The sequence below is a fragment of the Janthinobacterium sp. GMG2 genome (genome assembly GCF_033949445.1).
Lineage (GTDB): Bacteria > Pseudomonadota > Gammaproteobacteria > Burkholderiales > Burkholderiaceae_D > Janthinobacterium > Janthinobacterium aestuarii.
Genome location: NZ_JAXAWA010000003.1, coordinates 310777 through 336404, shown reverse-complemented (window position 1 = coordinate 336404; position 25628 = coordinate 310777). Strand labels below are relative to the sequence as shown.

The 25628-nt window shown below is 63.4% G+C and carries 24 protein-coding genes; 4 read left to right on the top strand and 20 right to left on the bottom strand.

Annotation, left to right across the window (positions count from 1 at the left end; translation table 11 throughout):
* Positions 1-72: 72 nt before the first annotated feature.
* The 13 genes from SKZ59_RS13575 to SKZ59_RS13515 form a co-directional block, all read right to left on the bottom strand.
* A complete protein-coding gene (locus tag SKZ59_RS13575) occupies positions 73-369 on the bottom strand; it encodes a 2Fe-2S iron-sulfur cluster-binding protein (protein WP_319992065.1) in 297 nt (98 codons plus the stop codon).
* Between the two features lie 9 nt (positions 370-378).
* A complete protein-coding gene (locus SKZ59_RS13570; protein ID WP_319992064.1) occupies positions 379-1530 on the bottom strand; it encodes a Gfo/Idh/MocA family oxidoreductase in 1152 nt (383 codons plus the stop codon).
* A 9-nt stretch (positions 1531-1539) separates the two neighbouring features.
* Positions 1540-2592 (bottom strand): sugar phosphate isomerase/epimerase, encoded by a 1053-nt coding sequence (locus tag SKZ59_RS13565; protein WP_319992063.1) that lies wholly within the window; start codon positions 2590-2592, stop codon positions 1540-1542.
* Between the two features lie 93 nt (positions 2593-2685).
* Positions 2686-3621 carry a substrate-binding domain-containing protein gene (locus tag SKZ59_RS13560; RefSeq protein WP_223278972.1) on the bottom strand — a complete coding sequence of 312 codons (936 nt, stop codon included), beginning with the start codon at positions 3619-3621 and terminating at the stop codon, positions 2686-2688.
* A 97-nt stretch (positions 3622-3718) separates the two neighbouring features.
* A complete protein-coding gene (locus SKZ59_RS13555; protein WP_058049290.1) occupies positions 3719-4726 on the bottom strand; it encodes an ABC transporter permease in 1008 nt (335 codons plus the stop codon).
* Entirely contained in the window at positions 4707-6194 is a 1488-nt protein-coding gene (locus SKZ59_RS13550) for a sugar ABC transporter ATP-binding protein (RefSeq protein WP_319992062.1), read from the bottom strand. The genes SKZ59_RS13555 and SKZ59_RS13550 overlap by 20 nt, the downstream gene beginning before the upstream one ends.
* The gene (locus SKZ59_RS13545; protein WP_319992061.1) at positions 6194-7219 is read right to left on the bottom strand and encodes a LacI family DNA-binding transcriptional regulator; all 1026 of its coding nucleotides are present in this window, start codon (positions 7217-7219) and stop codon (positions 6194-6196) included. The genes SKZ59_RS13550 and SKZ59_RS13545 overlap by 1 nt, the downstream gene beginning before the upstream one ends.
* Positions 7220-7345: 126 nt before the next feature.
* Positions 7346-7924, bottom strand: a complete 579-nt coding sequence (locus SKZ59_RS13540; RefSeq protein ID WP_319992060.1) for a DUF7010 family protein — start codon at positions 7922-7924, stop codon at positions 7346-7348.
* Positions 7925-7955: 31 nt separating this feature from the next.
* Complete coding sequence (locus SKZ59_RS13535) at positions 7956-8867, bottom strand: glycerophosphodiester phosphodiesterase (protein ID WP_319992059.1); 912 nt, start codon at positions 8865-8867, stop codon at positions 7956-7958.
* The gene (locus SKZ59_RS13530; RefSeq protein WP_319992058.1) at positions 8842-10482 is read right to left on the bottom strand and encodes a hypothetical protein; all 1641 of its coding nucleotides are present in this window, start codon (positions 10480-10482) and stop codon (positions 8842-8844) included. The genes SKZ59_RS13535 and SKZ59_RS13530 overlap by 26 nt, the downstream gene beginning before the upstream one ends.
* 1 nt (position 10483) lies before the next feature.
* Positions 10484-11341: a hypothetical protein gene (locus SKZ59_RS13525; RefSeq protein ID WP_081368314.1), complete on the bottom strand. Its 858-nt coding sequence runs from the start codon at positions 11339-11341 to the stop codon at positions 10484-10486.
* 27 nt (positions 11342-11368) lie between these two features.
* Positions 11369-12394 (bottom strand): hypothetical protein, encoded by a 1026-nt coding sequence (locus SKZ59_RS13520; RefSeq protein WP_319992057.1) that lies wholly within the window; start codon positions 12392-12394, stop codon positions 11369-11371.
* Positions 12391-13155 (bottom strand): hypothetical protein, encoded by a 765-nt coding sequence (locus SKZ59_RS13515; protein WP_139248448.1) that lies wholly within the window; start codon positions 13153-13155, stop codon positions 12391-12393. The genes SKZ59_RS13520 and SKZ59_RS13515 overlap by 4 nt, the downstream gene beginning before the upstream one ends.
* Positions 13156-13330: 175 nt before the next feature.
* Here SKZ59_RS13515 and SKZ59_RS13510 point away from each other — a divergent pair, with 175 nt between their 5' ends.
* From SKZ59_RS13510 to SKZ59_RS13495, 4 genes are all read left to right on the top strand, one after another.
* On the top strand, positions 13331-14725 hold the full coding sequence (locus SKZ59_RS13510) for a caspase family protein (RefSeq protein ID WP_319992056.1): 1395 nt from the start codon (positions 13331-13333) through the stop codon (positions 14723-14725).
* Between the two features lie 75 nt (positions 14726-14800).
* Complete coding sequence (locus SKZ59_RS13505; protein ID WP_319992055.1) at positions 14801-15610, top strand: hypothetical protein; 810 nt, start codon at positions 14801-14803, stop codon at positions 15608-15610.
* Between the two features lie 33 nt (positions 15611-15643).
* Positions 15644-16375 (top strand): hypothetical protein, encoded by a 732-nt coding sequence (locus SKZ59_RS13500; RefSeq protein ID WP_319992054.1) that lies wholly within the window; start codon positions 15644-15646, stop codon positions 16373-16375.
* 54 nt (positions 16376-16429) lie between these two features.
* On the top strand, positions 16430-17695 hold the full coding sequence (locus SKZ59_RS13495) for a DUF6445 family protein (RefSeq protein WP_072455896.1): 1266 nt from the start codon (positions 16430-16432) through the stop codon (positions 17693-17695).
* A gap of 107 nt (positions 17696-17802) precedes the next feature.
* Here SKZ59_RS13495 and SKZ59_RS13490 read toward each other — a convergent pair whose 3' ends face one another.
* From SKZ59_RS13490 to SKZ59_RS13460, 7 genes are all read right to left on the bottom strand, one after another.
* The gene (locus SKZ59_RS13490; protein WP_034752932.1) at positions 17803-18744 is read right to left on the bottom strand and encodes a LysR family transcriptional regulator; all 942 of its coding nucleotides are present in this window, start codon (positions 18742-18744) and stop codon (positions 17803-17805) included.
* 93 nt (positions 18745-18837) lie between these two features.
* Positions 18838-19812 (bottom strand): glycoside hydrolase family 43 protein, encoded by a 975-nt coding sequence (locus tag SKZ59_RS13485; protein WP_413774552.1) that lies wholly within the window; start codon positions 19810-19812, stop codon positions 18838-18840.
* Between the two features lie 4 nt (positions 19813-19816).
* On the bottom strand, positions 19817-20791 hold the full coding sequence (yjfF, locus tag SKZ59_RS13480; RefSeq protein ID WP_035823670.1) for a galactofuranose ABC transporter, permease protein YjfF: 975 nt from the start codon (positions 20789-20791) through the stop codon (positions 19817-19819).
* A complete protein-coding gene (locus SKZ59_RS13475; RefSeq protein WP_070304473.1) occupies positions 20788-21870 on the bottom strand; it encodes an ABC transporter permease in 1083 nt (360 codons plus the stop codon). Before SKZ59_RS13475 ends, yjfF begins: the two co-directional genes overlap by 4 nt.
* Complete coding sequence (locus SKZ59_RS13470; RefSeq protein WP_051991334.1) at positions 21867-23408, bottom strand: sugar ABC transporter ATP-binding protein; 1542 nt, start codon at positions 23406-23408, stop codon at positions 21867-21869. The genes SKZ59_RS13475 and SKZ59_RS13470 overlap by 4 nt, the downstream gene beginning before the upstream one ends.
* A gap of 9 nt (positions 23409-23417) precedes the next feature.
* Positions 23418-24380, bottom strand: a complete 963-nt coding sequence (locus tag SKZ59_RS13465) for an ABC transporter substrate-binding protein (RefSeq protein ID WP_034752929.1) — start codon at positions 24378-24380, stop codon at positions 23418-23420.
* Between the two features lie 160 nt (positions 24381-24540).
* Positions 24541-25575, bottom strand: a complete 1035-nt coding sequence (locus tag SKZ59_RS13460; protein WP_319992053.1) for an arabinan endo-1,5-alpha-L-arabinosidase — start codon at positions 25573-25575, stop codon at positions 24541-24543.
* Between the last annotated feature and the right edge of the window lie 53 nt (positions 25576-25628).

Genomic DNA, 25628 nt, shown 5'->3' with positions numbered 1-25628 from the left:
GCTGGAAACCTGGACTGAATGTTATAGCATGAGAAACATTGTTAAAATCTAACAGATACTCACGGCGACGCCTTACTTGCGCACGGCCCGCGCCTGTACCGTGAGATCGCTTTCAGCCACGGCCACGCAGGGCAGGATGTAGCCGTCGAGCCGTTCATCGGGGCTGATGCCGGGCCAGTCCACCGTATAGCGTACCTTGCCTTCGGGCATATGACAGAGGCAGGTGCGGCACGTGCCATTGCGGCAGGAACTGAGCAGGCGGATGCCGGCCAGCTCGGCGGCGGCCAGGATGGTCGTGCCCGCTTCGGCCGGGAATTGCCAGCCTTGCGGGACGATGGTGATGGTAAAGGTGGTCAGTGGCGCGCTCATGCGCCCAGTTTAGCAGTCCGCCAGCGCCGTCCAGCTGGCGCCCGCCGCATGGCTGCGCAGCACGGCCTCGGCAAAGGCCAGGCCCGCCACGCCATCGGCCACCGTCGGCAGCCAGCTCGCTTCCTTGGGCACGGGCGCGCCCGCCTGCAGCGCGCGGATGGCCAGGGCAGCATCCAGGTACAGCTGGGCAAACGCTTCCAGATACCCCTCCGGATGGCCGGCCGGCACGCGCGTTGCATGGCGCGCGGCGGCGCTGTCGACCCGTCCCGGACGCAGCAGCTGGCGGTTGCCGCCCTGCGGCGTACACCACAATTCGTTCGGTTGTTCCTGGTCGAAATCGAGCTGCGCCTTGCTGCCGAACAGGCGCAGACGCACCGTGTTTTCGCAACCGGTCGCTACCTGGCTGGCCCACAAGGTACCCTTGGCCCCGTTGGCATAGCGCAGCATCACCTGCACGTGGTCGTCCAGCGTGCGGTTCGGTACAAACGTCGACAGTTCCGCCAGCACAGCCTGCGGCGTCAATCCGCTGACGAACTGCGCCAGGTGGTAGGCGTGCAGCCCCACGTCGAGCAGGGTGCCGCCAGGCCCGGCTTTCAGCGGGTCGTTATGCCAGTTGCCCTCGTTCATGCCCCCCGCCGCGATGGCATCGGCCAGCCAGTCCTGCGAATACTCGACTTGCACGAGGCGCAGTTCGCCGATCTCGCCCGCCTCGACCATGGCCCGGGCGTGGCGCAGCAGCGGGTAGCCGCTGTAGGTATGCGTGAGCGCAAACAGCAGATTTTTCTGTTCGGCCAGCGCCGCCAGCTTTTGCCCTTCCGCCAGAGAAATGCCCAGCGGCTTGTCGCAGATCACGTGGATGCCCGCTTCCATGAACGCCGTGGCGACCGGTGCATGCAAGTGATTTGGCGTGACGATGGCCACGGCTTCGATGCCGTCCGCCCTGGCGGCCTCCGCCTGCGCCATGGCGCGGTAATCGCTGTAGCAGCGGTCGGGCGCCAAATGCAGCGCGGCGCCGCTGTCGCGCGCGCGGTCCGGGTCGGACGACAAAGCGCCCGCCACCAGTTCGTACTGGTCGTCGATGCGCGCCGCGATACGGTGCACGGCGCCAATGAAAGCGCCCTGCCCGCCCCCTACCATGCCCAGCCGTAAGCGTCGCTGCATGTCGTTTCCTTATTTCAAGCCAAGCAAATGACTGATTTGATGTTGATCCACCGCGCTGCCCGCGAAATCGTCGAACGCGCGTTCAGCCACGTGGATGATGTGCTCGCGGATGAAACGCGCCCCTTCGGCCGCCCCGTCCTCGGGATGCTTCAGGCAGCATTCCCACTCCAGCACGGCCCAGCCCGGGAAATCGTACTGCGCCATCTTGGAAAAGATCGCCTTGAAGTCGATCTGCCCGTCGCCCAGCGAGCGGAAGCGCCCGGCGCGGTCTTGCCAGTCGCCATAGCCGCCATACACGCCCTGGCGCCCGTTCGGCCTGAATTCCGCATCTTTTACATGGAAGGCCTTGATGCGCGCGTGATAGATGTCGATGAATGCCAGGTAATCGAGCTGCTGCAGCACGAAGTGGCTGGGGTCGTACAGAATCGACGCGCGCGGGTGGTCGTTGACGGCGGCCAGAAAGCGCTCGAAGGTCACGCCGTCATGCAAGTCCTCGCCCGGATGCAGCTCATAGCAAAGGTCGACGCCGGCGGCGTCGAACGCATCGAGGATGGGCAGCCAGCGTTTCGCCAGTTCCGCGAAAGCCGTTTCCACCAGTCCGGCCGGGCGCTGCGGCCACGGGTACAGATACGGCCAGGCCAGCGCGCCGGAAAACGTCACGTGCGCCTTGAGGCCAAGGCGCTGCGAAGCGGTGGCCGCCCACAGCAGTTGCTGCGTGGCCCAGGCCGTGCGCGCAGCCGAGTCGCCACGCACATGCTCGGGCGCAAAGCCGTCGAACAGCGCGTCGTAAGCGGGATGCACGGCGATCAACTGGCCCTGCAGATGCGTCGACAGTTCCGTCACCTGCAAACCGTGGCGCGCCAGCAGGGCGACCACGTCGTCGCAGTACTGCTGGCTGGCCGCCGCCTGCTCCAGGTCGAACAGGCGCGGCGCCGTCGGCAGCTGCAAGCCCTTGTAACCGAGGCCGGCCGCCCATTGCGCCAGGTGCTCGATCGAGTCGAACGGCGCTTCATCGCCGAGAAACTGGGCCAGGAAAATGGCCGGGCCCTGGATGGTTTTCATGTCAATGTCCTGTTAAATAAAGCCGGGGTCAGACCCTCAATGCCGCTAACGCACAGGTCATTGCTAGCGGGCGAGGGGGTCTGACCCCAGAATTTAAAAAGGCGAGTTCGGAAAGTAGAATTGCTTGGCGTTCTCGCGCGTGATCAGCACCGATGGGATGATCGTGTTGGCCGGCAATTTATCACCTTTCAGGCGCGCTTCCGTCGTCAGCTTGATGGCGTCGTACATGAACTTGGGCGAGTACGACACGTCGGCCACGATCAGCGGGTCGGAACCGTCCATGATCTTTTTCACGGCGCCCTTCGCGCCCGCGCCGCCGAACACTTGCTTGATGTCCGTGCGCTTCGCTTGCGCGATGGCTTTCTGCACGCCGATGGCCATGTCGTCGTCCGCGGCCCAGACGGCGTCGATCTGCTTGAAGCGGGTCAGATAATCCTGCATGACCTTGAAGGCATCGTCGCGGTTCCAGTTGCCATACTTGGCGTCCAGGATCTTGATCTCGGGATGGCCCTTCATCACGGCGCTGAAGGCATCATAGCGCTCGTTGTCGAGAGTGGTCGGCATGCCGCGCAGCACGACGATATTGCCCTTGCCATTCAGGCTTTTCGCCAGGTATTCGGCCGGCAGCTTGCCGAAAGCCGTGTTGTCGCCCGCGATGTAGGCATCCTGCGACTGCGTGTTCGTCAAGCCACGGTCGACCACGGTCACGTAGACGCCCTTGTTTTTCACTTGCGCGACGGGCTGCGTCAGCGAGGCCGATTCGATGGGGAAGATCACCAGGGTGTTGATCTTGTTCACCGTCAACATGTCCTGCAACTGGTTCGCCTGCTCGGGCGCCGTGGCGGCCGTCTTGACGATGATTTTCAGCCCCGGATGGGCTTTTTCCAGTTCCGCCTTGGCCTGGTTCGCCCACCAGACGATGCCCGACGTAAAGCTGTGCGTGGCCGTGGGGATGGCCACGCCGACCACCAGCTTTTCCGCCGCCTGCGCGCTCGGCAGCGCCCACGCCTGCATCACCAGCACTGCCATCCCTGCTACCCCTGCTACCCGTCTAAAGCTCTTCATGCTGCTCTCCTCCAAGGTTGTGGGCGCCCGTTGGCTGCCCTTTCAGAACGCCGCTGTGTTTTTATTTGCGGCCTCGCTGCAGGAAGGCGACGGCGATGATCACCACGCCTTGCACTGCGGCATTCAGGTAGACACTGATGATGCTGGTCAAATTCAGGATGTTGCTGATCACGGACAAGAGGATGGCGCCGATCACGGTGCCGACGATGCGTCCCTCTCCCCCCTTCAGCGCGGTGCCACCGACGACGACGGCGGCGATCGCTTCGAGTTCCCACAGCAAGCCCGTCGTCGGCGTGGCCGAACCCAGCCGCGGCACGTACAGCACCGTGGCGATGCCCACACAGACGCCCAGCAGCATGTAGGTGGCAATCTTGACTCTATCGACATTGATGGCCGCATAGCGCGCCACTTGCTCATTGGAACCAATCGCCTGCACATGGCGGCCAAAGGTCGTGCGGTTGAGGATGATGGCGCCGGCCGCGGCAACGAATAAAAAGATCCAGATCGGTATCGGCGCGCCCAGCACGCTCGTGTAGTAGACGGGGCTGTACAGCTCGGACAGGGTGGCGTCCAGGGTCAGCGCGCCGCCATCGGCCAAGTACGTCAGCACGGCGCGGAAGATGCCAAGCGTGCCCAGGGTCACGATGAACGGTTCGATATTGCCCTTGCTGATCAACAAGCCATGCATCAGGCCAAAGCCGGCGCCCAGGACCAAGGCCATGGCGATGCCCAGCACCAGCATGGTGATCGGCGCCAAGTCGCCGCCTGCCCCTTGCGCCAGCGCATTCATGAAATAGATCATGCAGCCGGCGATCAGGGCCGCCATGGAGCCGACCGATAAATCGATGCCGCCCGAGATAATCACGAAGGTCATGCCGACGGCGATGATGCCGATGAAGGCCGTGCGCGTGAGCACGTTCATCAGGTTGTCCAGGGTGGCGAAGTCGCCATTGAGCAAGGTGCCCGCGATGCATAGGGCCAGCAGGCCCAGCACGGGGCCAAAACCCTTGATGCGCGCGCCGAATTGGGCCAGGGGGGATACGCTCGTATCAGTGCGTGCCGGTTGCATGGGCAATCAACTCCTCTTCAGTCAGGTGGTCAGCAGACAGGGTGGCTTGCAAGGTGCCGGCGCGCATCACGGCGACCCGGTGGCACAGGCCAATCAATTCGATCAGTTCGGATGAAATCACGATCACGGCGCGCCCTTCGGCGGCCAGGCGGTGTATCAAAAAGTAAATGTCGCGCTTGGCGCCCACGTCCACGCCGCGGCTCGGTTCATCGAGCACGACGACACGCGGGTCCGAATGCAGGTATTTCGCCAGCGCCAGCTTTTGCTGGTTACCGCCGGACAGCATGCGCGCGCGGCTGTCGAGGTCGCCCGTGCGGATATTGAAATCCCCGACGGCCTTGGCCAGCGCCGCTTTTTCACCGGCCACATCGAGCCACGGCCGTGCATAGCGCTCCATCGTCATCATCGTGAGGTTTTCGCGCAAGCCCAGGTTCACATGCAGACCTTTTCCCTTGCGGTCTTCGCTCAGGTAGGTCATGCCGTTCTGCATGGCTTGCTTGGGGGTGCGGATGTCCACGGGCCGGCCATTGAGTTCGATCGTACCCGCGCTGCGCGGACGCAAGCCCAGCAGCGCCTCGAACGATTCCGTGCGCCCCGCGCCCACCAGGCCCGCAAAGCCCAGTACTTCACCGGCGCGCACCTCGAACGACAGGTCCTTCGACCAGCCGGGCACGCACAAGCCCTCCACTTTCAGGAGCACGGGCGCGTCCGGCGCCAGCGCCACCTTGACCGGAAACATGTCCGACAATTCGCGCCCCACCATCAGGTTCGCCATCTGCTGGCGCGTGAGGCTGGCCGTCGGTTCGCGCGTGACGAAACGCCCGTCGCGCATGACGATGACCTCGTCCGTGTTGCGCTCGACTTCATCGAGCTTGTGGGAAATGTAGAGGATGGTCACGCCATCCGCTTTCAGCTGCGCCATCACGGTAAACAAGCGCTGCGTCTCCGACGACGTCAGGGTGGCCGTGGGCTCGTCCATGATCAGGAAGCGGGCGCGGCGCGACAGGGCCTTGGCGATTTCCACCAGCTGCTTCTCGGCGACGATCAGGTCGCGGATTTTCGTGTCGGGCGACACGTCCAGGCCCACCTGTTTCAAATAGCGCGACGCTTCTTCGCGCATGGCGGCCTCGTCAAGCAGCCAGCCGCGCGTTTTTTCGTGGCCCAGAAACATGTTTTGCGCCACCGTCAGGTGTTCGGCCAGGTTGAATTCCTGGTGGATCAGCACGATGCCGGCGCTCTCCGCCGCGCGCGAACTGCCAAAGCGCTGGGGCTGGCCATCGATCAGCAGCTGGCCTTCGCTGACGGCTTCATAGCCGGCGAGGATTTTCATCAGGGTCGACTTGCCGGCGCCATTTTCGCCGAGCAAGCCATACACGCGCCCCGGCGACAGGCTGAAACTGACGCCATGCAAGACACGCACGGGGCCGAAATCCTTGCAGACCCCCTCGAAACCGACGGCAACGCTCACTATGCACTCCCTCGCAGAATTAATTGGTGTTGCAGCAGCACACCAGGCACACTGGCCGCCGGGTCCGCCAAACGCTGCAGCAATAATCGCGCCGCCGTCTCGCCCAGTTCGCGCATCGGCTGGGCAATCGTGGTCAAGCCCGGGGCGATCTGCGCGGCGATGGCGATATCGTCGAAGCCGATGACGGCCACGTCTTGCGGCACGCGCTTGCCCAGCTGCCGCAGTGCGCTCAGCACGCCAATGGCCAGGGTGTCGGACACGGCAAAGATGGCCGTCGGTGCATCGGGCTGCGCCATCATCCGCAACGTGGCAGCCGTGCCCGCTTCGTAATCGAGGCTTTGCACCGTGTGCACCCACTGCGGCTGCACGGGCAAGCAGGCCGCCGCCAGAGCGTCCAGATAGCCTTGCTGGCGTTGCCGCGCGTACAGATAGCGCTCATCGGAATTGATCAGGCCGATGCGCGTATGGCCGCGTGACAGCAGATGCGCGACGGCGTCGGACGCGGCGCGGTGGTTGTCGATGCCGACATAGGGCACGGCCACGGCGGGGTCGAACTCGCAGCACGCCACCCAGGGCAGGCTGACGGATTCATGCGACAGGGCATGCTGCACCGTGTCCGGATCGAGGCAGATGGCGCCATCGGCGCGGTGCATGCGCAGCAAGTCGAAGTAGGAGCGCTCGCGGCCCGCGTCGGCGCCCGTGTCGCACAGCAGCACGAAGTAGCCGTGTTCGCGCGCCACCGTATCGATGCCGCGCACGATCTGCGCATAGAACGGATTACCCACGTCGGGCACCATGGTGAGCAGCATGCGGCTCTCGGCCGTGCGCAGGCTGCGTGCCAGGTGATTCATGCGGTAACCGAGCGCGGCCACGGAAGCGAGCACCTTGTCGCGCGTGGGCGCCCGCACTCCCGCCTGCTCGTTCATCACGCGCGAGACGGTGGCCACCGACACGCCCGCATGCGCGGCGACGGCGCTGATGGAGACGGTTTCTGTCGGCAAAGGTGATGGAAGGGCTGCAGGCATGGCGCTTTTCAACAAAATGTAATCGATTACATTTATAAGCCAGTCGCGCGCGCGATGCAAACATTATCGATGCTGCGGTGCGCAAAAAATGAGCAAAAAGCGGCCCTGTACGGGCCGTTGGAAAAGCTATTTCTGGGGCTGCAAGGCGTTCTGCTGCACGGCAAAACCGGCGCGCACGGCGGAGAGGGCCGCCACCCACAAGATCAGCCCGGCACCGAGACAGCCGGCGGGATCGAGGGGGCCATGGCGCAGAGTCAGCGGATAACCGACGGCCCACACGCACAGGGCCATGCCGATGGCCAGGTGGCGACGCGCCTTGAACAGCCAGGCCAGCGGAAAGAAATGCAGGCCCACGATCAAAATGACGGCAGGGATGAACCACGCCTGCAAGCCCATGTTTTTCAAGACGTTGCCGACGATGAAGATGGCGATCCATTGCCCGGCGTTGACGACATTGAACAGCCGGCCCACGCGCTTGGCCTGCGGCGATTGTTCCGCCGCCGCATGCGCGGCCCGGTGGCGCCGGAACTGGCGCCACGCCAGCATGAGCAGCAAGACGGTGATTGCGGCAACCGGCAGCAACCTGAAGGGATGCGCGCCATACGTCTGCACGCACCAGCCGGCCACCCACAGGCCGCCGAACAGGGAAAAGAACATGGCGCCGATGGCGCTGCCGGCAAGGTTGGCGGGGGTCGATGGTGGCATGGTCATGGCAGCACTGGGTGAGTGAAAAAACTTACTGCATCATCGCGCAAAACGTCTCGGGATTGCCGTCAAGGATGACGCCGCTGGGCCAGCGGTGGCTGCGCTGCTGCGCGCGCAACAGCGAGGCGGCCAGGGCCGAGTCGCCATCGACGGCGTAGACGAAGACGGGCATGCTCAGGCTGGCGGCATCGCTGAGCAAATTCGGATTGGCGTCCAGGCTGCGCGCATCCACGTGCACACCCGTGGGCATGCCGATCTGCTGCTGCACGCGCTGCAGCCACGGCTTGTCGAGCTTGGGCGGGCGGGCATTTTTCGCGATATAGCGGCTGACCCGGTTGGTACCGGCCGCCTGCGCATTGCGCGCGTCAAACACGAGCAAGCCCAGGTAGCCCTGCGGATCGGCGCGGCGCGCGCACGCGAGGTTGTTCGGCACGCCCGACGTCAAGAACCAGTTGCCGTGCTTGATGTTCGCACGCAACTGCCCCACCAGGGTGGCGATCGGTGCGCACGAGGACACGACATCCTTGATTTCCGCGTTCAGGGTTTTACTTGGGAACGCCGTGGCCAGGTCGGCGACATCGCTGACGAACGGCGGCGTTTCCGCCGTGGCCACGCCACGGTTCTTCATGCTGGCGGCGCGCCAGTCGTCGGCCGTCAACTGTTTCACGGTACGGGGCGAACCCGTGTCGACGACTCTGCCCGTCAACAGGTCGTGGTGCACCACCCAGTTACCGTCGCCGAGCAGCTGCAAATCCGTCTCGACGCCGTCCCAGGTGCCGAAATACGTGTTGCGCAGCGCGCTCAGCGAGTTTTCCGGCGCATTGCCGGCGCCACGGTGGGCGTGCACCTTCATGCCCAGGCAGTCGGCCTGGACAGCCGTGCTGGCCATGGAAAGCAGCAAGGCCAGCGCGGCCGCCTTATTTTTGTCCCGGATGATAGCCATAGTGAATTCCCTGCAAAACGTGGGTGCGGATCGCTTCGTTGACGGGGTAGCTGTAGCCCTGCCCCACCGCCACGACGTGCGTGATATTGGCCAGCAAGCCCTTGCCGGCGATTTGCCAACGCGTGCTGTCGTCGGCGGCCTGGCGGTTCCAGTCCAGCATCTGGCGGAACAGCTCGCTCTTCGTGACATTATTGTCCGAGAGGGTAAAGATACCCCAGGTTCCCAGGAAGGCGCCAGCCAGCACGCCCGTGGCGATCCAGGCGGAACGGCGGCTCAGCTGGCCATCGGCGCCCGCCTGCTCGCCGCGGCGCGCCGCCAGCACCAGCAAGCCCACCGTGGCGATCAGGTACAGCAATTTCGAGAAGTGGCCGATGGCGCCCAGCAAGGAGAAGAACAGGGCGACGGGCGGCACGATGGCCGCGCGCGCCGCTTCCTTGCCCTCTTCAAAGTACTTGCCGCCCACTTCGAAGTCGTTGCGGCTGGCGCGGTATTCCACGAGCTTTTCCGCCGTTTGGCGCGCGGCGAACTGGTCGAACAGACGGCTGAATTCGGCAGGACTCGCATACGCATCCTGCACCACGGCGCCTTTGGGCAAACGCAAGCCCTTGCTCGCTTCGCTGCCATCGCCGCCATCCGGCCCGTCGCGCAGCACGGCCTGGATGCCGGGGCGCGCCACGAAGGCGGCGAAGGACAAGCCCGGCGGAATGCGGTCGCCCTTGATATGCAAGCCCTTGCTGGCCGCTTCCGACGCATAGCGGCGCTTGACGGCGGCGCGGAAGCTCAATTGGTCGGCAGGGTGCCAGTTGGCCGACACGGGCACCTTTTTGCGCACATTGTTGACAACGGCCGCCTTGCGCCGCGCCGGCACGGAATGCGGCTGCCAGCCGTGGCGCGACAGGCTTTGCCGGTAATCGTTCCACGCCGTTTCCTGCTGCTGGCGCAAGCCCGCATCATCATCGGGAATGATGCCCGAATACAGTTTCCACTTGTCGCGCACTTCGCCAATCGCCTTCTGATACTTGTCATAGTAACCGGCCGCGCCGCCGGCGATCTTGCGGACATTAAAATTGATCAACTGTTCCTTGGCCGGCTCCATGCGCTCATCGAGGTGGCCCACCGAGACGGCCAGGAAGGGGAACAGCGCGAGGAAGGCCTTGCCCTCGGGCTTGGCAAACAGGGTGGCGTCATCGACCAGGCCCTGTAATTGCAGGCTGCCGCCCACCAGCGAGCGCTGCATCAGGGTCGTGTTGAAGGCCAGGCGGCGAAATTGCGCGTCGCGCGTTTCGACCAGCACCGTGACCGTGGTCTTCAAAATACCGAACACGACCGCCGCCGTGGCAACACAGCAAAAGATGATCTTTTTCCAGCTGGGGCCGCTGCCATTGTTCTTCAGGCGGCGGCGCCACATCAGCTGCAGCACCACCAGCGCGGCGGCGATGCCAGACAGGCTGCGGCCATAGAATTCCACGCCTTCCACGTCCTGCGGCTTGACGTCGCCGCCCACCACGTCGAGCAAACGGGCATTGAAGCCCAGCTCGAAGCACAAATACATGATCGTCAGGACGATCAGGATCAGGGTCTGCCGGATCTGCAGACTGCGCAAACTCGCGGCCATCTTATTTCCTCAAATCGATGACGACGGGCTTGATCTCTTCGGCCTGGAAGATCATCGGCGCCGCCGGGGCAGCCGCTGCGGCACGCGGTGCAGGCTGGCTGAGGACGGCGGACGTTGCCGCCCTGGCTGCTGGCTCCTGGCGGCGCGGCTTGGCGCTGGCGCGGCTGCCCGTTTTCGGCGTGGCAACGGGAGCCGGAGCGGCCGCCGGCGGCGCCGGGATCACGCGCCCGCTGTCGCTGCCGGGCGTGGTGGCGATGGCCGGGCCCGTGCCGCGCAAGGCGTCGTCGGCAAACGGCTGGGCGCGCGTATCGACGCCGGGCGGCACGGCCACGCTGGCGTTGAGCAGGCGGTTGTCCGTGTAGATCATGCGCGACAGGCGGTTGTAGTTGGGGAAGTCGATATTGAGCGATTTGCCATCGGCCGCCACGTCCACGCGGGGGCGATCCTTGCAATTGCCGACCGTCCACTGCAGCACGTCCGTGCCCTGGAAAGCCAGGACTTCATAGCGGTAGGCACAGCCGCGTTCCTGCGTTTCCACGATCACCACAGTGCGCTCGCCCACGTTTTCCACGCGCGCCACGCGGGCCGTGATGGCGTTGGCCAGCGGCACGACACGAAACGCCTGCGACAGCTTGATCGAATACTTGCCCTGCGGGTCCTTGCGCAAGGTCCCTTCCGTGCCGTCGCGCAGGCGGAAGGTGGAAATCGGCGTGCCGAACAGCTCAGCCGTATCGAGGCCCATCAACACGCCGCCACGGCCGTTCGGCGTCATGGCGCAGCCCGTCAACAGGACGCCGGCAGCCACGCCGGCGATCAATTTGCGCCAGTGCGCGGATGCAAAGTTCTTATACGTTGTCATGCTTGATAACTTTCTCTTATTTCTGGGTCAGGGATTGATGACGGCCAGCGGATTGCCCGGGCCTGGCGGCGGCAAGACTTTCTGACGGTTGCGCGACAGCACGGTGAAGGCGCCCAGGGTGTCCGGTCCCGCGACGATTTCCAGCTGCTCGCGCTGCAGCCAGGTGCGGATTTCCGCCTCCGTTGCCTCGGCGCGGAACAGCACGCGCGTGCGCACGCCCGTCTCGACGCCGCTGCCGCCGCTGCGGAATTCCGCATTGCCGACGACGGCGCCCTCTTTCGGCAGGAACAGCCACGCCGATTGCACCACCATCACGCTGGCGGCCACGGCCGTGACGATCTTCAGCCAGCGGTTGGCATTGGCCGCCCGCACCGGCGTCTTCATCTGTGGCGCGGCGGCATCGGCCAAAGCGATCTGCAACTGCTGCAAGCCCTGGCGCAGCAGTTGGCGGTAGGCCACGCGGCCATCCTTGCCCAGCTCGCTCGACAGCGGTGTGCCGGTCAAGGCGTAATCATCGCCGGGCAAGGCCACGCGGGCGATCACGCCCGGTGCCGCGGTGGCGCCATTCGCGCGGCCATGCAGCTCCAGCCAGCGCGCCGCCTGCAAGCGCTCCTGGCTGAACACGCCCAGGCAGGCGCCCAGGTCCGTCACGGCCAGGGTCACCGGCATGTCGCACAGCACCAGGCCCGCGCGCGGGTCGGCGGGCGCATCGCGCTCCTCAACCACGAGGCCGCAGGCGTCCGCATACGCCGTGTCCGGCGTGACGAGCCAGCCGCGCCAGCGCTGCCGCGTGCTGTCCCAGGCGTCGAGCAGCACGGCGCCAAAGCCGGGAAGGCGCGCCAGCAGGTGGATCTGTCCACCTGCGATGGGCCGCGCGGCCAGCGGTGCGGCGTCGCTGCGGCGCGCAAAACGCTCCATCAAGTGTTCCGGCACGGCGATGCCACGCCAGTCGGGCGTATCGCCGGCCACCTCGCCGTCCAGCAATTCGGCGGAAGATGGGGGCGACGGCAGGCGCGCGGCAACGATGGCCAGCGAGGGCGTCAATGCAGTCATGCCGATGGCCTTTCATCAGTGTTCGGTTGGGTGGACACGGGATCCATGTGCAGGGATAACGCGGCCACGCACAAGATATCCAAAACTATTTGCGCCGCCTGCATATCGCGCGCGGCCAGGGCATCGCCCACGCGCAGCTTGAGCAGGTTCAAGACCCAGCTGCCCAGCAAGGTGGCGCGGTGGGCCGGCTCGACGATCTGGCGGCCCGCGCTGGCAGGATCGCCCTTCTGCCTGTGCACCAGGCCTAATTTTCCGCCGTGGTAGTGCGCGGAAGCGATCTGCTCGGCCAGTTCCTTGACGGGCATGCCGCCGCAGCCGCAATGGCGCAGCAGCACGATCAAGTCGTGCGGCAAAGTAGTGATGAACACGTCGGCCGCGTCGCGCACTTGCTGCGGCGTGAGCTGGTAGTCGCGCAGCGGTTCCGCATACGCATCGGGCGCGCGCAGCTCGCAGCCTTCTTGCGCATCGGCATCTTCGTCATCGCGCTGCTTGCGCAACTGGTCGATGATGAAGCGCTTGAAGTACAAAAACAGGGCGCCGATGTGGTGGGGGACCGCGTCGCTGTCGCCGTGCAGGACTTTTTCAATGAAGAACTGGTGGCGCAAGTCGGCCAGCGAGTCGCCCAGCGACGCCGCCTCGCGCGGACGGCACGGCGTCAGCGCGGCGATGACGCGCTGGTAAAACTCGCCCAGTTCGCCTTGTGTCAGCTGCTGGCGGCGGGTCCAGAAAGCATGAATCCGTTCAAATTGTTCCGATTGCAAAGCCGGTCCGATCGTGTGTTGGGCGGCACGCGCCACTGGCCGGCGACGATGCGCACCGTGCGCTGGCCAGACAAGAGAAACTTGTCAGTAAGGTAAAATGCATTTAAGCAATTTTCTCATATCACAGTAAAAATCGCTAACTTTTGTTACTTTCACGACAATTCCCGAGACGCCGATGCATCGCCTGATTCCCCTGTTTTTGAGCCTCATCTTTTTACTCTGCGGTAACGTCGTGCAGGCGGCCGTGGGCAACGCCGCCAGCGGCCCCGGCAAGCGCATCGCCCTGGTGATCGGCAATGCGGCCTATCCGCAGCCTCTATTGAATCCCGTGAACGATGCGCGCGCCATGGCCGAACGCCTGCGCCGGCTGGGCTTTGAAGTGCTGTTGCGCACAGACATCAATGCGCAACAGCTGCAAAAGGCGTCGGCCGAGTTTTCCACGCAGGCACGCGGCGCCGATATCGCCCTCGTGTTTTACGCGGGCCACGGCGCCCAGGCGGGCGAAGCGAACTATGTGCTGCCGCTGGGCGCGAACATGAATGCATTGAGCGCCGCCGCCATCGCCGCGCAGGGCGTGTCCGTTTCCAGCCTGGCCGGCGACTTGCAGCGCACGGGCGCGCGCGGCGCTGTGCTGATCCTTGACGCTTGCCGCCAGGAATATACTCGGGGCGGCGCCGTGGCGATTCCCGGCGGCGGCAATGCGGCCAGCCACGGCTTTGCCGATACGGCCGCGCCACGCGGCGTGGTGATCGCCTATTCGGCAGGTCCCGGCGCCCTGGCGCGCGACTTCTGGTCGCCCGATTCGCGCAACAGCCCCTACACGAGCGCCCTGCTCGACGCGCTCGATGCGCCGGGCTTGCCGATGAGCGATATGTTTTCGCAAGTGGCGGCCAAGGTTGCCGCCATGACGCACGACGTGCAAAAGCCCCGCGTGTCGTTTGGCGAAACGTCGGCGCGCCTGGTGCTGAACATGGGCAGCGGCAAGGGCGTCAGCCAGGCAACGCCGGGCGTGCTGGCCGGGGCGCAAGGCCAGGGCGGCGTGCGCGCGCCTGCCCCAACGGTGGAAAAGCCGTCCGTACCGGGCGCCAAGGTATGGCCAGGCAATGTACTGCAAGACATCAACTATGAAATCCGCATGCAGATCGCGGCCCGTCCGTTTCCCCGCCAGCAACTGGAAAAACGCGCACGGGGCGGAGATTTAGTGGCGCTGACGGCCCTCGGCTATGGCATCGGCGGCGGTGACGCCGGCATCAAGCAGCCGAAGGCCGGCATGCAGTGGCTGGAAAAGGCGGCCGCGAAAGATTTTCCGATTGCCCAGACCTATCTGGCGGAATTGCTGATGGTCAAGGGCGATCCCGCTTCGCTGAAACGGGCGGGCGTGCTGCTGGACGCCGCCTCGCAGGCGGGCTACAGCCCCGCCCATGCGTATAAATTCGACCTGGCGCGGCGCACGGGCGCGCCGCCGCAGGATGCGGCCCGGCATTTGCAGGATGCTTTCATGGGCTTGATGAAGGATTACCAGGGTGCCGCCAAGGACATGATGCAGCCGCCAAAAAATAATTCAAAATAATTTTAGATTTCCCTGAACTGCCCCCGTTATCCGTGGGTACATGCAATAGAGCATGACAGTGACCAGGGAAATCTCATGCAACCATTCACCACCACCGGCCAGCGTGGCCGCATCCTCGCCTACCAACCGAGCGGACAGGGTTCCGTCAGCGTGGCCGGCATTCAACATGCGTTCGACGTGGCCACGCACTGGCGCTCGGACGTGGCGCCCGCCATCAACGCCGTCGTCGACGTGCGCTTCGATGAGGCCGGCAGCCTCGCCACCGTCAGTGCCGTAGCGACACAGCAACTGGCGCAGGAAGAGATGGCCGGCGCGGCGAAACTGGCGCGCGACAAAAGCCAGCAGCTGTGGGGCCAGGCCGTGTCCGCCCTGGGCATCAAGGTGCTGGCCAGCCTGGGCGTCCTGATCGCCGGCGCCTTTATCTTCAACACCATCGGCATCCGTTTGTTCGCTTCCGTCTCGCGCACCTACTGGCAATTGCTGGGCCTGTCCGCCGACAGCCTGGAAAGCTTTGCCCGCGATGGCGGCGGCGGTTTTACCTCGGCACAATTTTTCTTCCTGCTGGCCATTGCCGGATGCTGCGCCACCATGGTTAGCCGCCATCCGAAAGCGGCGCTGGGCAAGTGCGCGCCGCTGCTGTTCATCGTCATCCACAGCAGCTTGCTGTTCATCAAGATCAAGGGCGCCGTCAGCGACGCGGGCAACGCCATGGGCGGCATCATGGGCACCCGCGCGGCCCGCATGGCCGAGCAGATGGCCAGCGAAATGCTGGGGCAAGTGTGGCAAGGACTCTCGTTTGGCATCGGTTTTTACCTGGTGCTGGCCTCTTCCATCGTCCTGGCCGCTTACGGCGTCGGCGAATACAAACGTAAAACCATCGGCTAAGCCACCTCTTACACATTCATTGAAGGAAATATCATGCAACGTACCCTCCCAGCCCTGCTCGCCATCGCCGTCCTGCTGTCCGCCTGCGGTAAAACAGAGACCACCACACCGGCCGCCTCCGCTCCCGTCGCCGCGAATGTCGCCGACATGGCCGCCAAGGCGCAAGTGAAGGCAGCCGCCGCCAGCCTGCCGCAAGCGGACGCTGCCACGCCAGCATCCAGCTATGTCGACATCACGAGCGGCCACCAGCTGATGTACAGCTACCTCGCCCTGTCCGGCGTGCCGCCCGACTATGCGGCCGTGGCACAGCGCATTTCGCGCGAATATGCGGGCAGCAACGACGCCTTCCGCAAGCAGGAAGTGCTCGACGCCCTGAAACCGCAGATCGACGCCAAGGTCAATGAGGCCAAGGCGAAGCGCTACCTGCGCTACCAGATCAATGGCCAAGGCGCGCTGTCGCCGTACGCCATGGACAAGGCCGCCTTCCCCGCCAAGTTCGCCGACGCGGGCACGTATTACTACATGTACGACAACGGCGACTACAAGCTGGCTTTCACGAATGGCGACGGTTATTCGCTGCTGAAAGTGGACCAGGAGGCGGCGCGCAAGATCGAAGCGGCGCGCAGCGGCTACAAGGATTTCGCCATCGTCGTGTATGCCTACGCCCAGGAAGCGGACATGGCCAGCAACCAGGTCAAGGCGCAGATCGTCAAGGTGGCGATCAAGCTGAACGGGGAAGAAATTCCCGTCAGCCAGGCACGGTAGAACGGGCTCGGTTACACTGTTCGCCACATTGCATCGGGATCGGGATCGGGACATATGGGCGAACAGACACTGGCGGAACAACATCTGGCAAACGGGCAAGGGCTGCAGCAGCAAGGCAAGCTGATCGAGGCGATCAACGCCTACCAGGCCGCGTATAAACTGAACCCGGCCCTGGCCGAAGCCCAGCATTTCCAGGGACTGGCGATGCTGGAGCTGGGCCAGGGCGCCATCGGCCTGGGTTTGCTGAAACTGTCGCTCAAGCAGCAACCGGACAACGCCCTGTTCCATTACAACCTCGGCAACGTGCTGCGCGGCACGGACAGCGAGGCGGCGCTGGCCAGCTACGCCACGGCGGCGCGGCTGGCGCCGCACGAACATGATTTCGCCATCAGCCATGCGGAATTGCTGATGGGAAAACAGCGGCTGATGGAGACCATCGCCGAACTGGAACGGGCCCACGCCCTGCGTCCGCAGCGTTGGCAAACCCTGCAGGGACTGGCCGAGCTGTACTACCGCACGGGACAGCAGGAACTGGCGTTGGAACGCTACGCGCAAGGCCTGGCGCTGCATGCGCCACTGGCGCAAACGTGCCGCATCGGCTTTGCCAGCCCCGGCACGGAAAACACGGAACGGCTGACGGCGCCCGACGCGCCGGCAAGCTTGCACGATTTCCTGCGCGAAACGGATTTGCACATCCTCGACGATTTCCTGCCCGATCCCGCCGCCTGGCGCGCGCAAGCGCTGGCGTTGCCGTTCGAGCAGCAGCGCTATGCGGGGCAAAACTATCCAGGCAGCCAGACGGCGGGCCAGCCCAGCCAGGCCATCATGGAGCGCATCGCCACGGCGCTGGGCCGCCCCATCCGTTTTATCTCGCCCGACAACGGTTCCTACCGCCTCAGCTATGCGGACGCCATGGCGCGCACCGATATCCACGTGGACAACGAGACGGGCAATAATTTCAATTTCTATGCGGGCGTGCTGTACCTGAACCCGCCCGAGCAGTGCCAGGGCGGCACCACCTTCTGGCGCCACCAGCCCAGTGGCTGGTACCGGCGATTACCCGAAGCGGACGTGAAAGCGGGCGGCTACGCCAGCTTCAAGGATTTCCAGAAACGCTGGCTGCCGAACAGTAAAGTGCAGAAATTCAACGACTTGCAGGAACAGCGCGACAGTTGGCAAGCGCTGTTGGAAGTGCCGATGCGCCACAACCGCCTGATCGTGTACAAGGGACACTATTTCCACTCGATCAGTAATGTGTTTGGCGACACGCCGGAGAATGGGCGGCTGGTGCAGTTGTTTTTCTTTGAAGTACCGGATTGAGTGTAAGGGCAATTGTCGGATTACGCCCTGCGGGCTAATCCGACCTACCATGTGGCGTAGGTCGGATTAGCGCGCAAGCGCGTAATCCGACAACACCATCACAGCACTCAATACATATCCGCCGCCGTGGCCCGCACGGCCTTGAGCAGCATATCCGCCCCCGGCGACAGCAAGTGGTCCTGCTGGCGAATAATCCCGAACGCATCCATCTTGCACGGCAGCTCGATGGGCAAGATGCTCAGCACGTTCAACGATTCGTAGTAGTGCGCCACTTCCGTCGGCATCACGTGCAGCGAGTCCGTCTGCTGCAGTAAGGACGTGATCAGGAGCAAGGCGGTGGTGTCGACCACGTCCACGGGCGGTTCCTGGCCCGCGCGGCGGAACATCATGTCGAAGCGGTGGCGCAGGATACTGCCTTGCGGCGGTAGAATCCACGGCTGGCCCGCCAAATCCTTCAATTGCAGATTCTTGCGCGACAGCAGCGGATGGCCATTGCGCGCCACGGCGCTGGCCGGCTCTTCCGTCAATTCCTCGTAGATGAGTCCCGCGCTGCTTTCCTTTTCCAGGATGCGCCCGATCATGAAATCGAGGGTGCCGTGCTGCAGCATGTCCATCAGCGTATTGCTGTGCTCCAGGTGCACGCCGATGCGCATCAACGGTGCCTGCTGCTTGATGCGGGCAATCGCGCGCGGCAGCAAGGCCATGGCCGGCGTCATGATGACGCCCACCTCCACCTGGCCCGTGAGGCCCGACTTCAAGGCGACGATGTCGTCATGCGCCAGGGACAGGCTCGTCAGGGCCATGCGCGCGTGGCGTATCATCGTCTCGCCGTAGATGGTCGGCTCCATGCCGCGCGGCAACCTGTCAAACAGGCGCACGTCCAGCATCTCTTCCAGGTCCTTGATTTGCTTGGACGCGGCCGGCTGCGTCATGTGCAATTCTTCCGCCGCGCGGTGGATGTTGCGCTGCTCATCAAGGGCGATCAACAGCAGCAATTGCCGCGTCTTCAGGCGGGCTCGCAAGAACCAGTTGGGGTTGAGGGTATCCATGAATAAATCATATCATGATCGATATCAGTTTTAATTCAATATCGATGTTATAGATATCGGTATGTCTCCTTTTTATACTTGGTCAACAAGCGTTCACAATGCCTTGCAGGCGGCGCTCGGGTTGGCGGCCGGGCCAGCCGTTTGCTGGATGAATTCGATGGTGCCGTCCGGCTTGTATTTCAGTTCTTCCACGGCCACGGAGCGCCGGTATTCCCCGCCGCCGGGCAACTTGTCGTTGTGATAGAAGATGTAGGACTTGCCGTTGAATTCGATGATGGCCTGGTGAATGGTTTTCACGACGGCATTCTTGTCCATGATGGTACCGCGGAAATGCCAGGGCCCCGTCGGTGTCGGCCCCGTCGAATACGCCGTCTCCTCGGGGAAATTGCGCGAGTACGACAAATAATACGTACCGGCATGCTTGTGCATATAGGCCGCTTCCGTGAACGCATCCATGCCGAAGGTCAGAATCGGGCCGTCCAGCTCCGTCATGTTGGCTTTCAGCTTGGCGTATTTCAAGACCGTGTTACCCCAGTAAATGTAGGCCTGCCCATCCGTGTCGATAAAGACGGCCGGGTCGATATCGTCCCAGGGAATGGCCGTCTGCTTCGTCATGTCGTTGGTGATCAGAGCGCTGCCGCGCGCATCGACGAACGGCCCGGTCGGGCTGTCGGAGACGGCCACGCCGATGGCTTTGCCGGGAATGGTTTTATGGTCGACGGTCGAATAGAAATAGTATTTATTGCCGCGCTTGACGATGTCACCTGCCCACGCATCCTTGCCGGCCCAGGCGAAGGTGGAAAAGCGCACGGGCGAGCCGTGATCCGTCCAGTTCGCCATGTCGCACGAGGAATATACGCGCCACTCGTTCATGAGGTAATCCGTATCCGTGGCGCTCGCTTCATCGTGGCCCACGTACAGGTACACCCTGCCATTGTCGACCAGCGCGGCCGGGTCGCCCGTGTAGATATCCTTGACGATGGGGTTGGCCGCCTGCGCGCCGAATGGGGCGCAGGCGAGCGCCGCCGCCATGCCGATGGTTGCGGCAAGTTTATTCTTGTGAAACATGGTATTAGCTCCGATTGGTATTCTTCTGGCCCATGGCCATCAGTCTTTGCACGACGCAAAAGACGAACAGCAAGCCGCCGATGACGATCTTGGTCCACCACGAGCTGAGCGTGCCGTCGAAGGCGATCAGGGTCTGGATGGTACCGAGCACAAGCACGCCCGACAGCGCGCCCGCCACATAGCCGTAGCCGCCGCTGAGCAGGGTGCCGCCGATGACGACGGCGGCAATCGCGTCCAGTTCCGTGCCTTGCGCATGCAAGCCATAGCCGGACAGCATGTAGAACGAAAACAGCACGCCGCCGAGCGCGGCGCAAAAGCCGCTGAAGGCATAGATAAAGACCTTGGTGCGGCCCACGGGCAGCCCCATCATCAGGGCCGACTGTTCATTGCCGCCGATCGCATACACGGCGCGGCCGAATGGCGTGGCGTGCGCCAGCCAGATGGCCAAGAGCAACGTGATCACGGCGATCACGACGCCGGGTGAGACAAAACCGCCGAGAAATTGCAATTGCGTCTGCGACATGGCCACGAACAGCGGGTCGTCGATGGTGATGGAATTGATGCTGATCAAGTAGCACAGCCCGCGCGCCAGAAACATGCCGGCCAGGGTGACGATGAAGGGCTGCAATTTGAAGTAATGAATCAGCGCGCCCATGCTGGCGCCAAAGACGGTGCCCAGTGCCAGCACCGTGACGATCACCAAGAGCGGCGGCCAGTGCGCCACGTTGAGCAGCCAGGCGGCGATCATGGTCGACAGGGCCAGCACGGAACCGACGGACAGATCGATGCCGCCGGAAACGATGACGAAGGTCATGCCGACGGCGATCACCAGCAAAAAGGCGTTATCGATCAACAGGTTAAAGATCACTTGCGTCGACAGCAGGCCCGGATAGGCGGCGCCGCCCAGGCCCAGCATCACCACCAGCAGCAGGACCGTGACGAGCGAGGTGAAATACGGGGTATGCAGCAAGCCCTTCATGCTTTTCTCCGATGCAGCAATTGCTTGAATTCCGACGATTGCGACAGGCAGACGAGGAAGACGACGACCGACTTGACGACCATGTTCACTTCCGGCGGCACGCCCAGCGAATAAATCGTGTAGGTCAGGGTCTGGATGATGAGGGCACCGATCATGCTGCCCACGAGACTGAACTTGCCGCCAGCCAAGGACGTACCGCCCAGGGTCACGGCCAGGATGGCGTCCAGTTCCAGCATCAGGCCTGCATTGTTCGCGTCGGCGCTCTTGATGTTCGAGCTGATCATCAGCCCCGACAAGCCCGCGCAGGCGGCGCAAAACACGTAGACGAAGAAGATCAGGGTCGCCGTCTTGATGCCGGCCAGGCGCGCGGCGACGGGGTTGATACCGACGGCCTGGATAAACAGGCCCAGGGCCGTCTTGCGCATCAGCACGGCCGTGATGATGAACACGGCAGCGACGAGGAACAGGGAAAACGGCAAGCCGAACAGGTAACCGCTGCCGATGAAAAAGAACGGTTGATAATAGACGGTGACGATCTGCCCATCCGTCAGCAATTGCGCCAGGCCACGCCCCGCCACCATCAGTATCAATGTCGCGACGATGGGCTGCAAGCCGAGTCCCGCCACCAGCACGCCATTCCAGGCGCCGCACAGCAGGGCCGCGCCCAGGGCGGCGGCCAGGGCCCAGCCCATCGGGATATTGCTCACGTAGGTCGGCACGCCGTTGTCCATCACCATGGTGCCGCCGATCAGCATGGCGGCCACGGTGCCGGACAGGGCCACGACGGCGCCCACGGAAATATCGATGCCGCGCGTGGCGATGACCAGGGTCATGCCCAGGGCCGCCAGCATCAGCGGGGCGGCACGGTTGACGATGTCGATCACGCTGCCGTACAGGTGGCCGTCGCGCACTTCCAGGTGGAAAAAGCCGGGGATGGCAAAGAAGGCCACCAGCAACAGCAGCAACAGCGCGGCCAGGGGCCGGCTCAAGGGGTGGTGCAGAACGGTATGCAAGGCGGACGTACCCGTAGTGGAAGCCGGACGCGCCAGGGGCGCGTTCGATGGCGTGGATAAACTCATGTGGCGTCTCCGGCGATCACTTGCAGCACGGAGCTGTCGTCGAGCTCGCCGCGCGCATAGTCGCCGCAGGCCTTGCGGTCGCGCATGACGAGAATACGGTCGCTGCAGCGCAGCACTTCCGGCAACTCCGACGAGATGAACAGGATGGCCATGCCCTTGCGGCACAGTTTGCTCACATAGCTCATGATTTCCTGCTTGGCGCGCACGTCGATGCCGCGCGTCGGTTCATCGAGAATCAGCATGGCCGGCGACGTCACCAGCCAGCGCGCCAGCAAGGCTTTCTGCTGATTGCCGCCCGACAGGCTGCCAATCGGCGTTTCGATGCTGGCCGTCTTGATGCCCAGCGCCTTGACGTACTCGTCGGCCAGCGCCTGCTGGCGTTTGAACGGGATGGCGCGCAGCAAGCCCGTGCGGGCCTGCAAGGCCAGGATGATGTTTTCACGCACGGACAGCGACAAAATCGCCCCCTCGTGCTTGCGGTCTTCCGAGCAAAAGCCGATGTCCTGGGCAATCGCGTCGCGCGGCACGTTGAACTGGCGTATCTTGCCCTGCATGACGATGCTGCCGGAATCGGCCTTGTCGGCGCCGAACAGCAAACGCGCCAGTTCCGTGCGGCCCGAACCGAGCAAGCCGGCCAGACCCAGCAATTCGCCCTGGCGGATGTGGAAATCCATGGGCAGCAGGGCGCCCTTGCGGCCCAGTCCCTGCGCTTCGAGCACAGTCGGACCGAAGCTGGCGGCGCCCGCTTCTTGCGCCAGGTCCGGCGTTTGCTCCTGCGTGTCGGCCGCCACACCGATCATTTTATTCACCAGCGCCAGGCGCGACAGTTCGCTGCACGCGTATTCGCCCTCGCGCTCGCCATTGCGCATGACGGTGATGCGGTCGGAAATGGCGTAGGTCTGGTCGAGGAAGTGGGTCACAAACAGAATCGCCATGCCCTGCTCGCGCAGGCGGCGCAGCACGGAAAACAGCAGATTGACTTCCGCCTCGTCCAGGCTGGACGTGGGTTCATCGAGGATCAGCACGCGGGCCGAAATGTTCAGCGCGCGCGAAATGGCCACCATTTGCTGGATCGCCAGCGGAAAGCTGGACAATTGCGCCGTGACATCGATATCGATCTGCAATTGCTGCAGTAAGGCACGCGCCTGCTGCTGCATGGAACGCCAGTCGATGGCGCCAAAGCGGCGCGGGTAGCGGCCAATAAAGATGTTTTCCGCCACCGACAGGTTCGGGCACAGATTGACTTCCTGGTACACGGTGCTGATGCCGAGCAACTGCGCATCCGACGTGGATGCGGGGGCGATGGGCTTGCCTTCAAACAGGATCTGGCCGCTGTCGGGCGTGTAGACGCCCGTCAGCACCTTGATCAGCGTCGATTTCCCGGCGCCGTTCTGCCCCATCAAGGTGTGCACTTCACCCGGATACAGGCGCAGGGCAACGTCGCTGAGGGCTTTGACGCCAGGAAAAGACTTGCTGATGCCGCGCAACTCCAGCAAGGGAGCTGGCGCGGCGTTGTGTTGCGCTTGCGTATTCATCATCCGGCAAGCTTAGTACTTACGGTTCGGGAATTCCTTGGCGGCCACCTCGGCAGGGAACACGCCTTCCACCGTCGTGATGCGCGCTGGCACGGGTTTACCGGCCACCACGTCGCGGGCGATCGACATCAATTGCGGACCCAGCAGCGGGCTGCATTCCACGGTGACGTTCAGCTTGCCGGCGATCATGGCTTCGAACGCGCCTTTGACGCCATCGATCGAGATGATGATGATGTCCTTGCCCGGCTTCATGCCCGCTTCTTCGATGGCCTGGATGGCGCCAATGGCCATGTCGTCATTGTGCGCGTACAGCACGTTGATCTTCTTGCCCTCGGCTTTCAGGAACGCTTCCATCACTTCCTTGCCCTTGGCGCGCGTAAAGTCGCCCGTTTGCGAACGGATGATCTTCAATTTCGGATTCTTGCCGATGACTTCCTGGAAGCCTTCCTTGCGGTCGATGGCCGGCGCGGAACCGACCGTGCCTTGCAGCTCGACGATGTTCAGTTGCGCGTCCGGGGTTTTCTTGGCGTGTTCGAGCAGCCATTGGCCGGCGCGGCGGCCCTCTTCCACGAAATCGGAACCGATGAAGGTCACGTACAGCGATTTGTCGGTGACATTGACGGCGCGGTCCGTCAGGATGACGGGAATCTTGGCAGCCTTGGCTTCGCGCAGAACCGTATCCCAGCCGGACTCAACGACGGGCGAGAAGGCGATCACGTCGACTTTTTGCGCGATGAACGAGCGCAGGGCCTTGACCTGGTTTTCCTGTTTTTGCTGCGCATCAGCAAATTTCAGCGTGACGCCATCTTTCTTGGCCGCATCCTTGATGGAGACGGTATTGGCGGTGCGCCATTCGCTTTCGGCGCCCACCTGCGAAAAGCCCATGACGAGGGGCTTGGCGGCAAAGGCGGAAGAAGTAGCGGACAGTGCCAACAACATGGCGCTGGCGAGGAGTGTGCGGCGTGTCAATTTCATTCTTGTCTCCAGTTTTTTTTGGAATACCATCACAGCCGGATGCCGGATGGGCGGTTTTTTATGAACCCATGGTAGGAGAAAGCAACATAGCCATCCAATCAATTCTTTTTCGCTTGTGATATCGATTTGCGTATCACCTGCCGCCCATCCCCTGGTCCACTTACCGTTTGGCGGCCGGCAATTGCCGGCTTTGATAGAGGTTCAAGTCGCGCGCATCGACTTGCGGCCAGCCGTCCTTGTCCCACGTCATGGGCAGGATCTTGAGCTTCTGCAAATAATTGTCCGCCGTTTCATAGGCGTGCAGCACCAGGTAATCCTTGCCGTCAAACGTATAGGCGCTGTTGTGGCCCAGGCCTTGCCAGTCCTTGTCGCCTTTCAGCACTACCGTGCCGCCGCCCTGCGCCATGTCGCGGCCCTCCCTGTCCAGGTAAGGGCCCGTCACGCTTTTTGAGCGTCCCACGGCCAGGTGATACGTGCTTTTTTCTTTCTGGCAGCACAAGCCCCAGGAAACGAAGAGGAAGTAGTCGTTGCCGCGCTGGAAGATGAACGGCGCCTCGATTTCCTCGGGCGCCGGCTTGAATTCGCCTGCACGTGGCGGCAGGGGTACGCGGCGCGCCAGCGAGTGCCACTCTTGCGGTTCCGCAATGCGGGTCCAGTCAGGCGTCAGTTTCACCAGCTTGATGCCATTCCAGAACGAGCCGAACGACATCCACGGCGTGCCCTTGGCATCGGTAATGATGTTCGAATCGATGGCATTCCACTCGTCGCGCTCGGGCACCGATTGCAGCAGCATGCCCTGGTCGACCCAGCGGTAGTCGGGCGCGCGTGGATTCAAGGTCGTGTTGACGGTCACGCCGATGCCGGACGTGTTCTTGCCGAAGCCGGACACCGAGTAGTACAGGTAATATTTTCCGTCGTGAAATTGCACGTCGGGCGCCCAGATATGGTCGTCAAAGCTGGGAGCTGCTGTTTTTGCCCAGGTAGGCTGGCCCGCGAAGACACGCCCTTCCGGTTGCCAGTCAACCATGTTTTTCGAACTGTAGAAGGTGATGCCGGGGCCCGTGCTGTACAAATAATACGTGTCGCCTTCCTTGGCCATCACGGGGTCGTGCACGCTGACCTGGGCCGCGTGCGCGGCAGCCATGATCGCCAGGGTGCTCAGGATGGCGGCCATGCCGCGTGTCAATGTGTGCATCGTCTTCTCCAAAATGGTCAGCCGGCCCGTCATGCGGGCCGGCCTGATGAGTG

Coding starts and splice junctions, on each gene's coding strand:
- SKZ59_RS13575 (WP_319992065.1), bottom strand. CDS start 369: ATGAGCGCGCCACTGACCACCTTTACCATCACCATCGTCCCGCAAGGC.
- SKZ59_RS13570 (WP_319992064.1), bottom strand. CDS start 1,530: ATGCAGCGACGCTTACGGCTGGGCATGGTAGGGGGCGGGCAGGGCGCT.
- SKZ59_RS13565 (WP_319992063.1), bottom strand. CDS start 2,592: ATGAAAACCATCCAGGGCCCGGCCATTTTCCTGGCCCAGTTTCTCGGC.
- SKZ59_RS13560 (WP_223278972.1), bottom strand. CDS start 3,621: ATGGCAGTGCTGGTGATGCAGGCGTGGGCGCTGCCGAGCGCGCAGGCG.
- SKZ59_RS13555 (WP_058049290.1), bottom strand. CDS start 4,726: ATGCAACCGGCACGCACTGATACGAGCGTATCCCCCCTGGCCCAATTC.
- SKZ59_RS13545 (WP_319992061.1), bottom strand. CDS start 7,219: ATGCCTGCAGCCCTTCCATCACCTTTGCCGACAGAAACCGTCTCCATC.
- SKZ59_RS13540 (WP_319992060.1), bottom strand. CDS start 7,924: ATGCCACCATCGACCCCCGCCAACCTTGCCGGCAGCGCCATCGGCGCC.
- SKZ59_RS13535 (WP_319992059.1), bottom strand. CDS start 8,867: ATGGCTATCATCCGGGACAAAAATAAGGCGGCCGCGCTGGCCTTGCTG.
- SKZ59_RS13530 (WP_319992058.1), bottom strand. CDS start 10,482: ATGGCCGCGAGTTTGCGCAGTCTGCAGATCCGGCAGACCCTGATCCTG.
- SKZ59_RS13525 (WP_081368314.1), bottom strand. CDS start 11,341: ATGACAACGTATAAGAACTTTGCATCCGCGCACTGGCGCAAATTGATC.
- SKZ59_RS13520 (WP_319992057.1), bottom strand. CDS start 12,394: ATGACTGCATTGACGCCCTCGCTGGCCATCGTTGCCGCGCGCCTGCCG.
- SKZ59_RS13510 (WP_319992056.1), top strand. CDS start 13,331: ATGCATCGCCTGATTCCCCTGTTTTTGAGCCTCATCTTTTTACTCTGC.
- SKZ59_RS13505 (WP_319992055.1), top strand. CDS start 14,801: ATGCAACCATTCACCACCACCGGCCAGCGTGGCCGCATCCTCGCCTAC.
- SKZ59_RS13500 (WP_319992054.1), top strand. CDS start 15,644: ATGCAACGTACCCTCCCAGCCCTGCTCGCCATCGCCGTCCTGCTGTCC.
- SKZ59_RS13495 (WP_072455896.1), top strand. CDS start 16,430: ATGGGCGAACAGACACTGGCGGAACAACATCTGGCAAACGGGCAAGGG.
- SKZ59_RS13490 (WP_034752932.1), bottom strand. CDS start 18,744: ATGGATACCCTCAACCCCAACTGGTTCTTGCGAGCCCGCCTGAAGACG.
- SKZ59_RS13485 (WP_413774552.1), bottom strand. CDS start 19,812: ATGTTTCACAAGAATAAACTTGCCGCAACCATCGGCATGGCGGCGGCG.
- yjfF (WP_035823670.1), bottom strand. CDS start 20,791: ATGAAGGGCTTGCTGCATACCCCGTATTTCACCTCGCTCGTCACGGTC.
- SKZ59_RS13475 (WP_070304473.1), bottom strand. CDS start 21,870: ATGAGTTTATCCACGCCATCGAACGCGCCCCTGGCGCGTCCGGCTTCC.
- SKZ59_RS13470 (WP_051991334.1), bottom strand. CDS start 23,408: ATGATGAATACGCAAGCGCAACACAACGCCGCGCCAGCTCCCTTGCTG.
- SKZ59_RS13465 (WP_034752929.1), bottom strand. CDS start 24,380: ATGAAATTGACACGCCGCACACTCCTCGCCAGCGCCATGTTGTTGGCA.
- SKZ59_RS13460 (WP_319992053.1), bottom strand. CDS start 25,575: ATGCACACATTGACACGCGGCATGGCCGCCATCCTGAGCACCCTGGCG.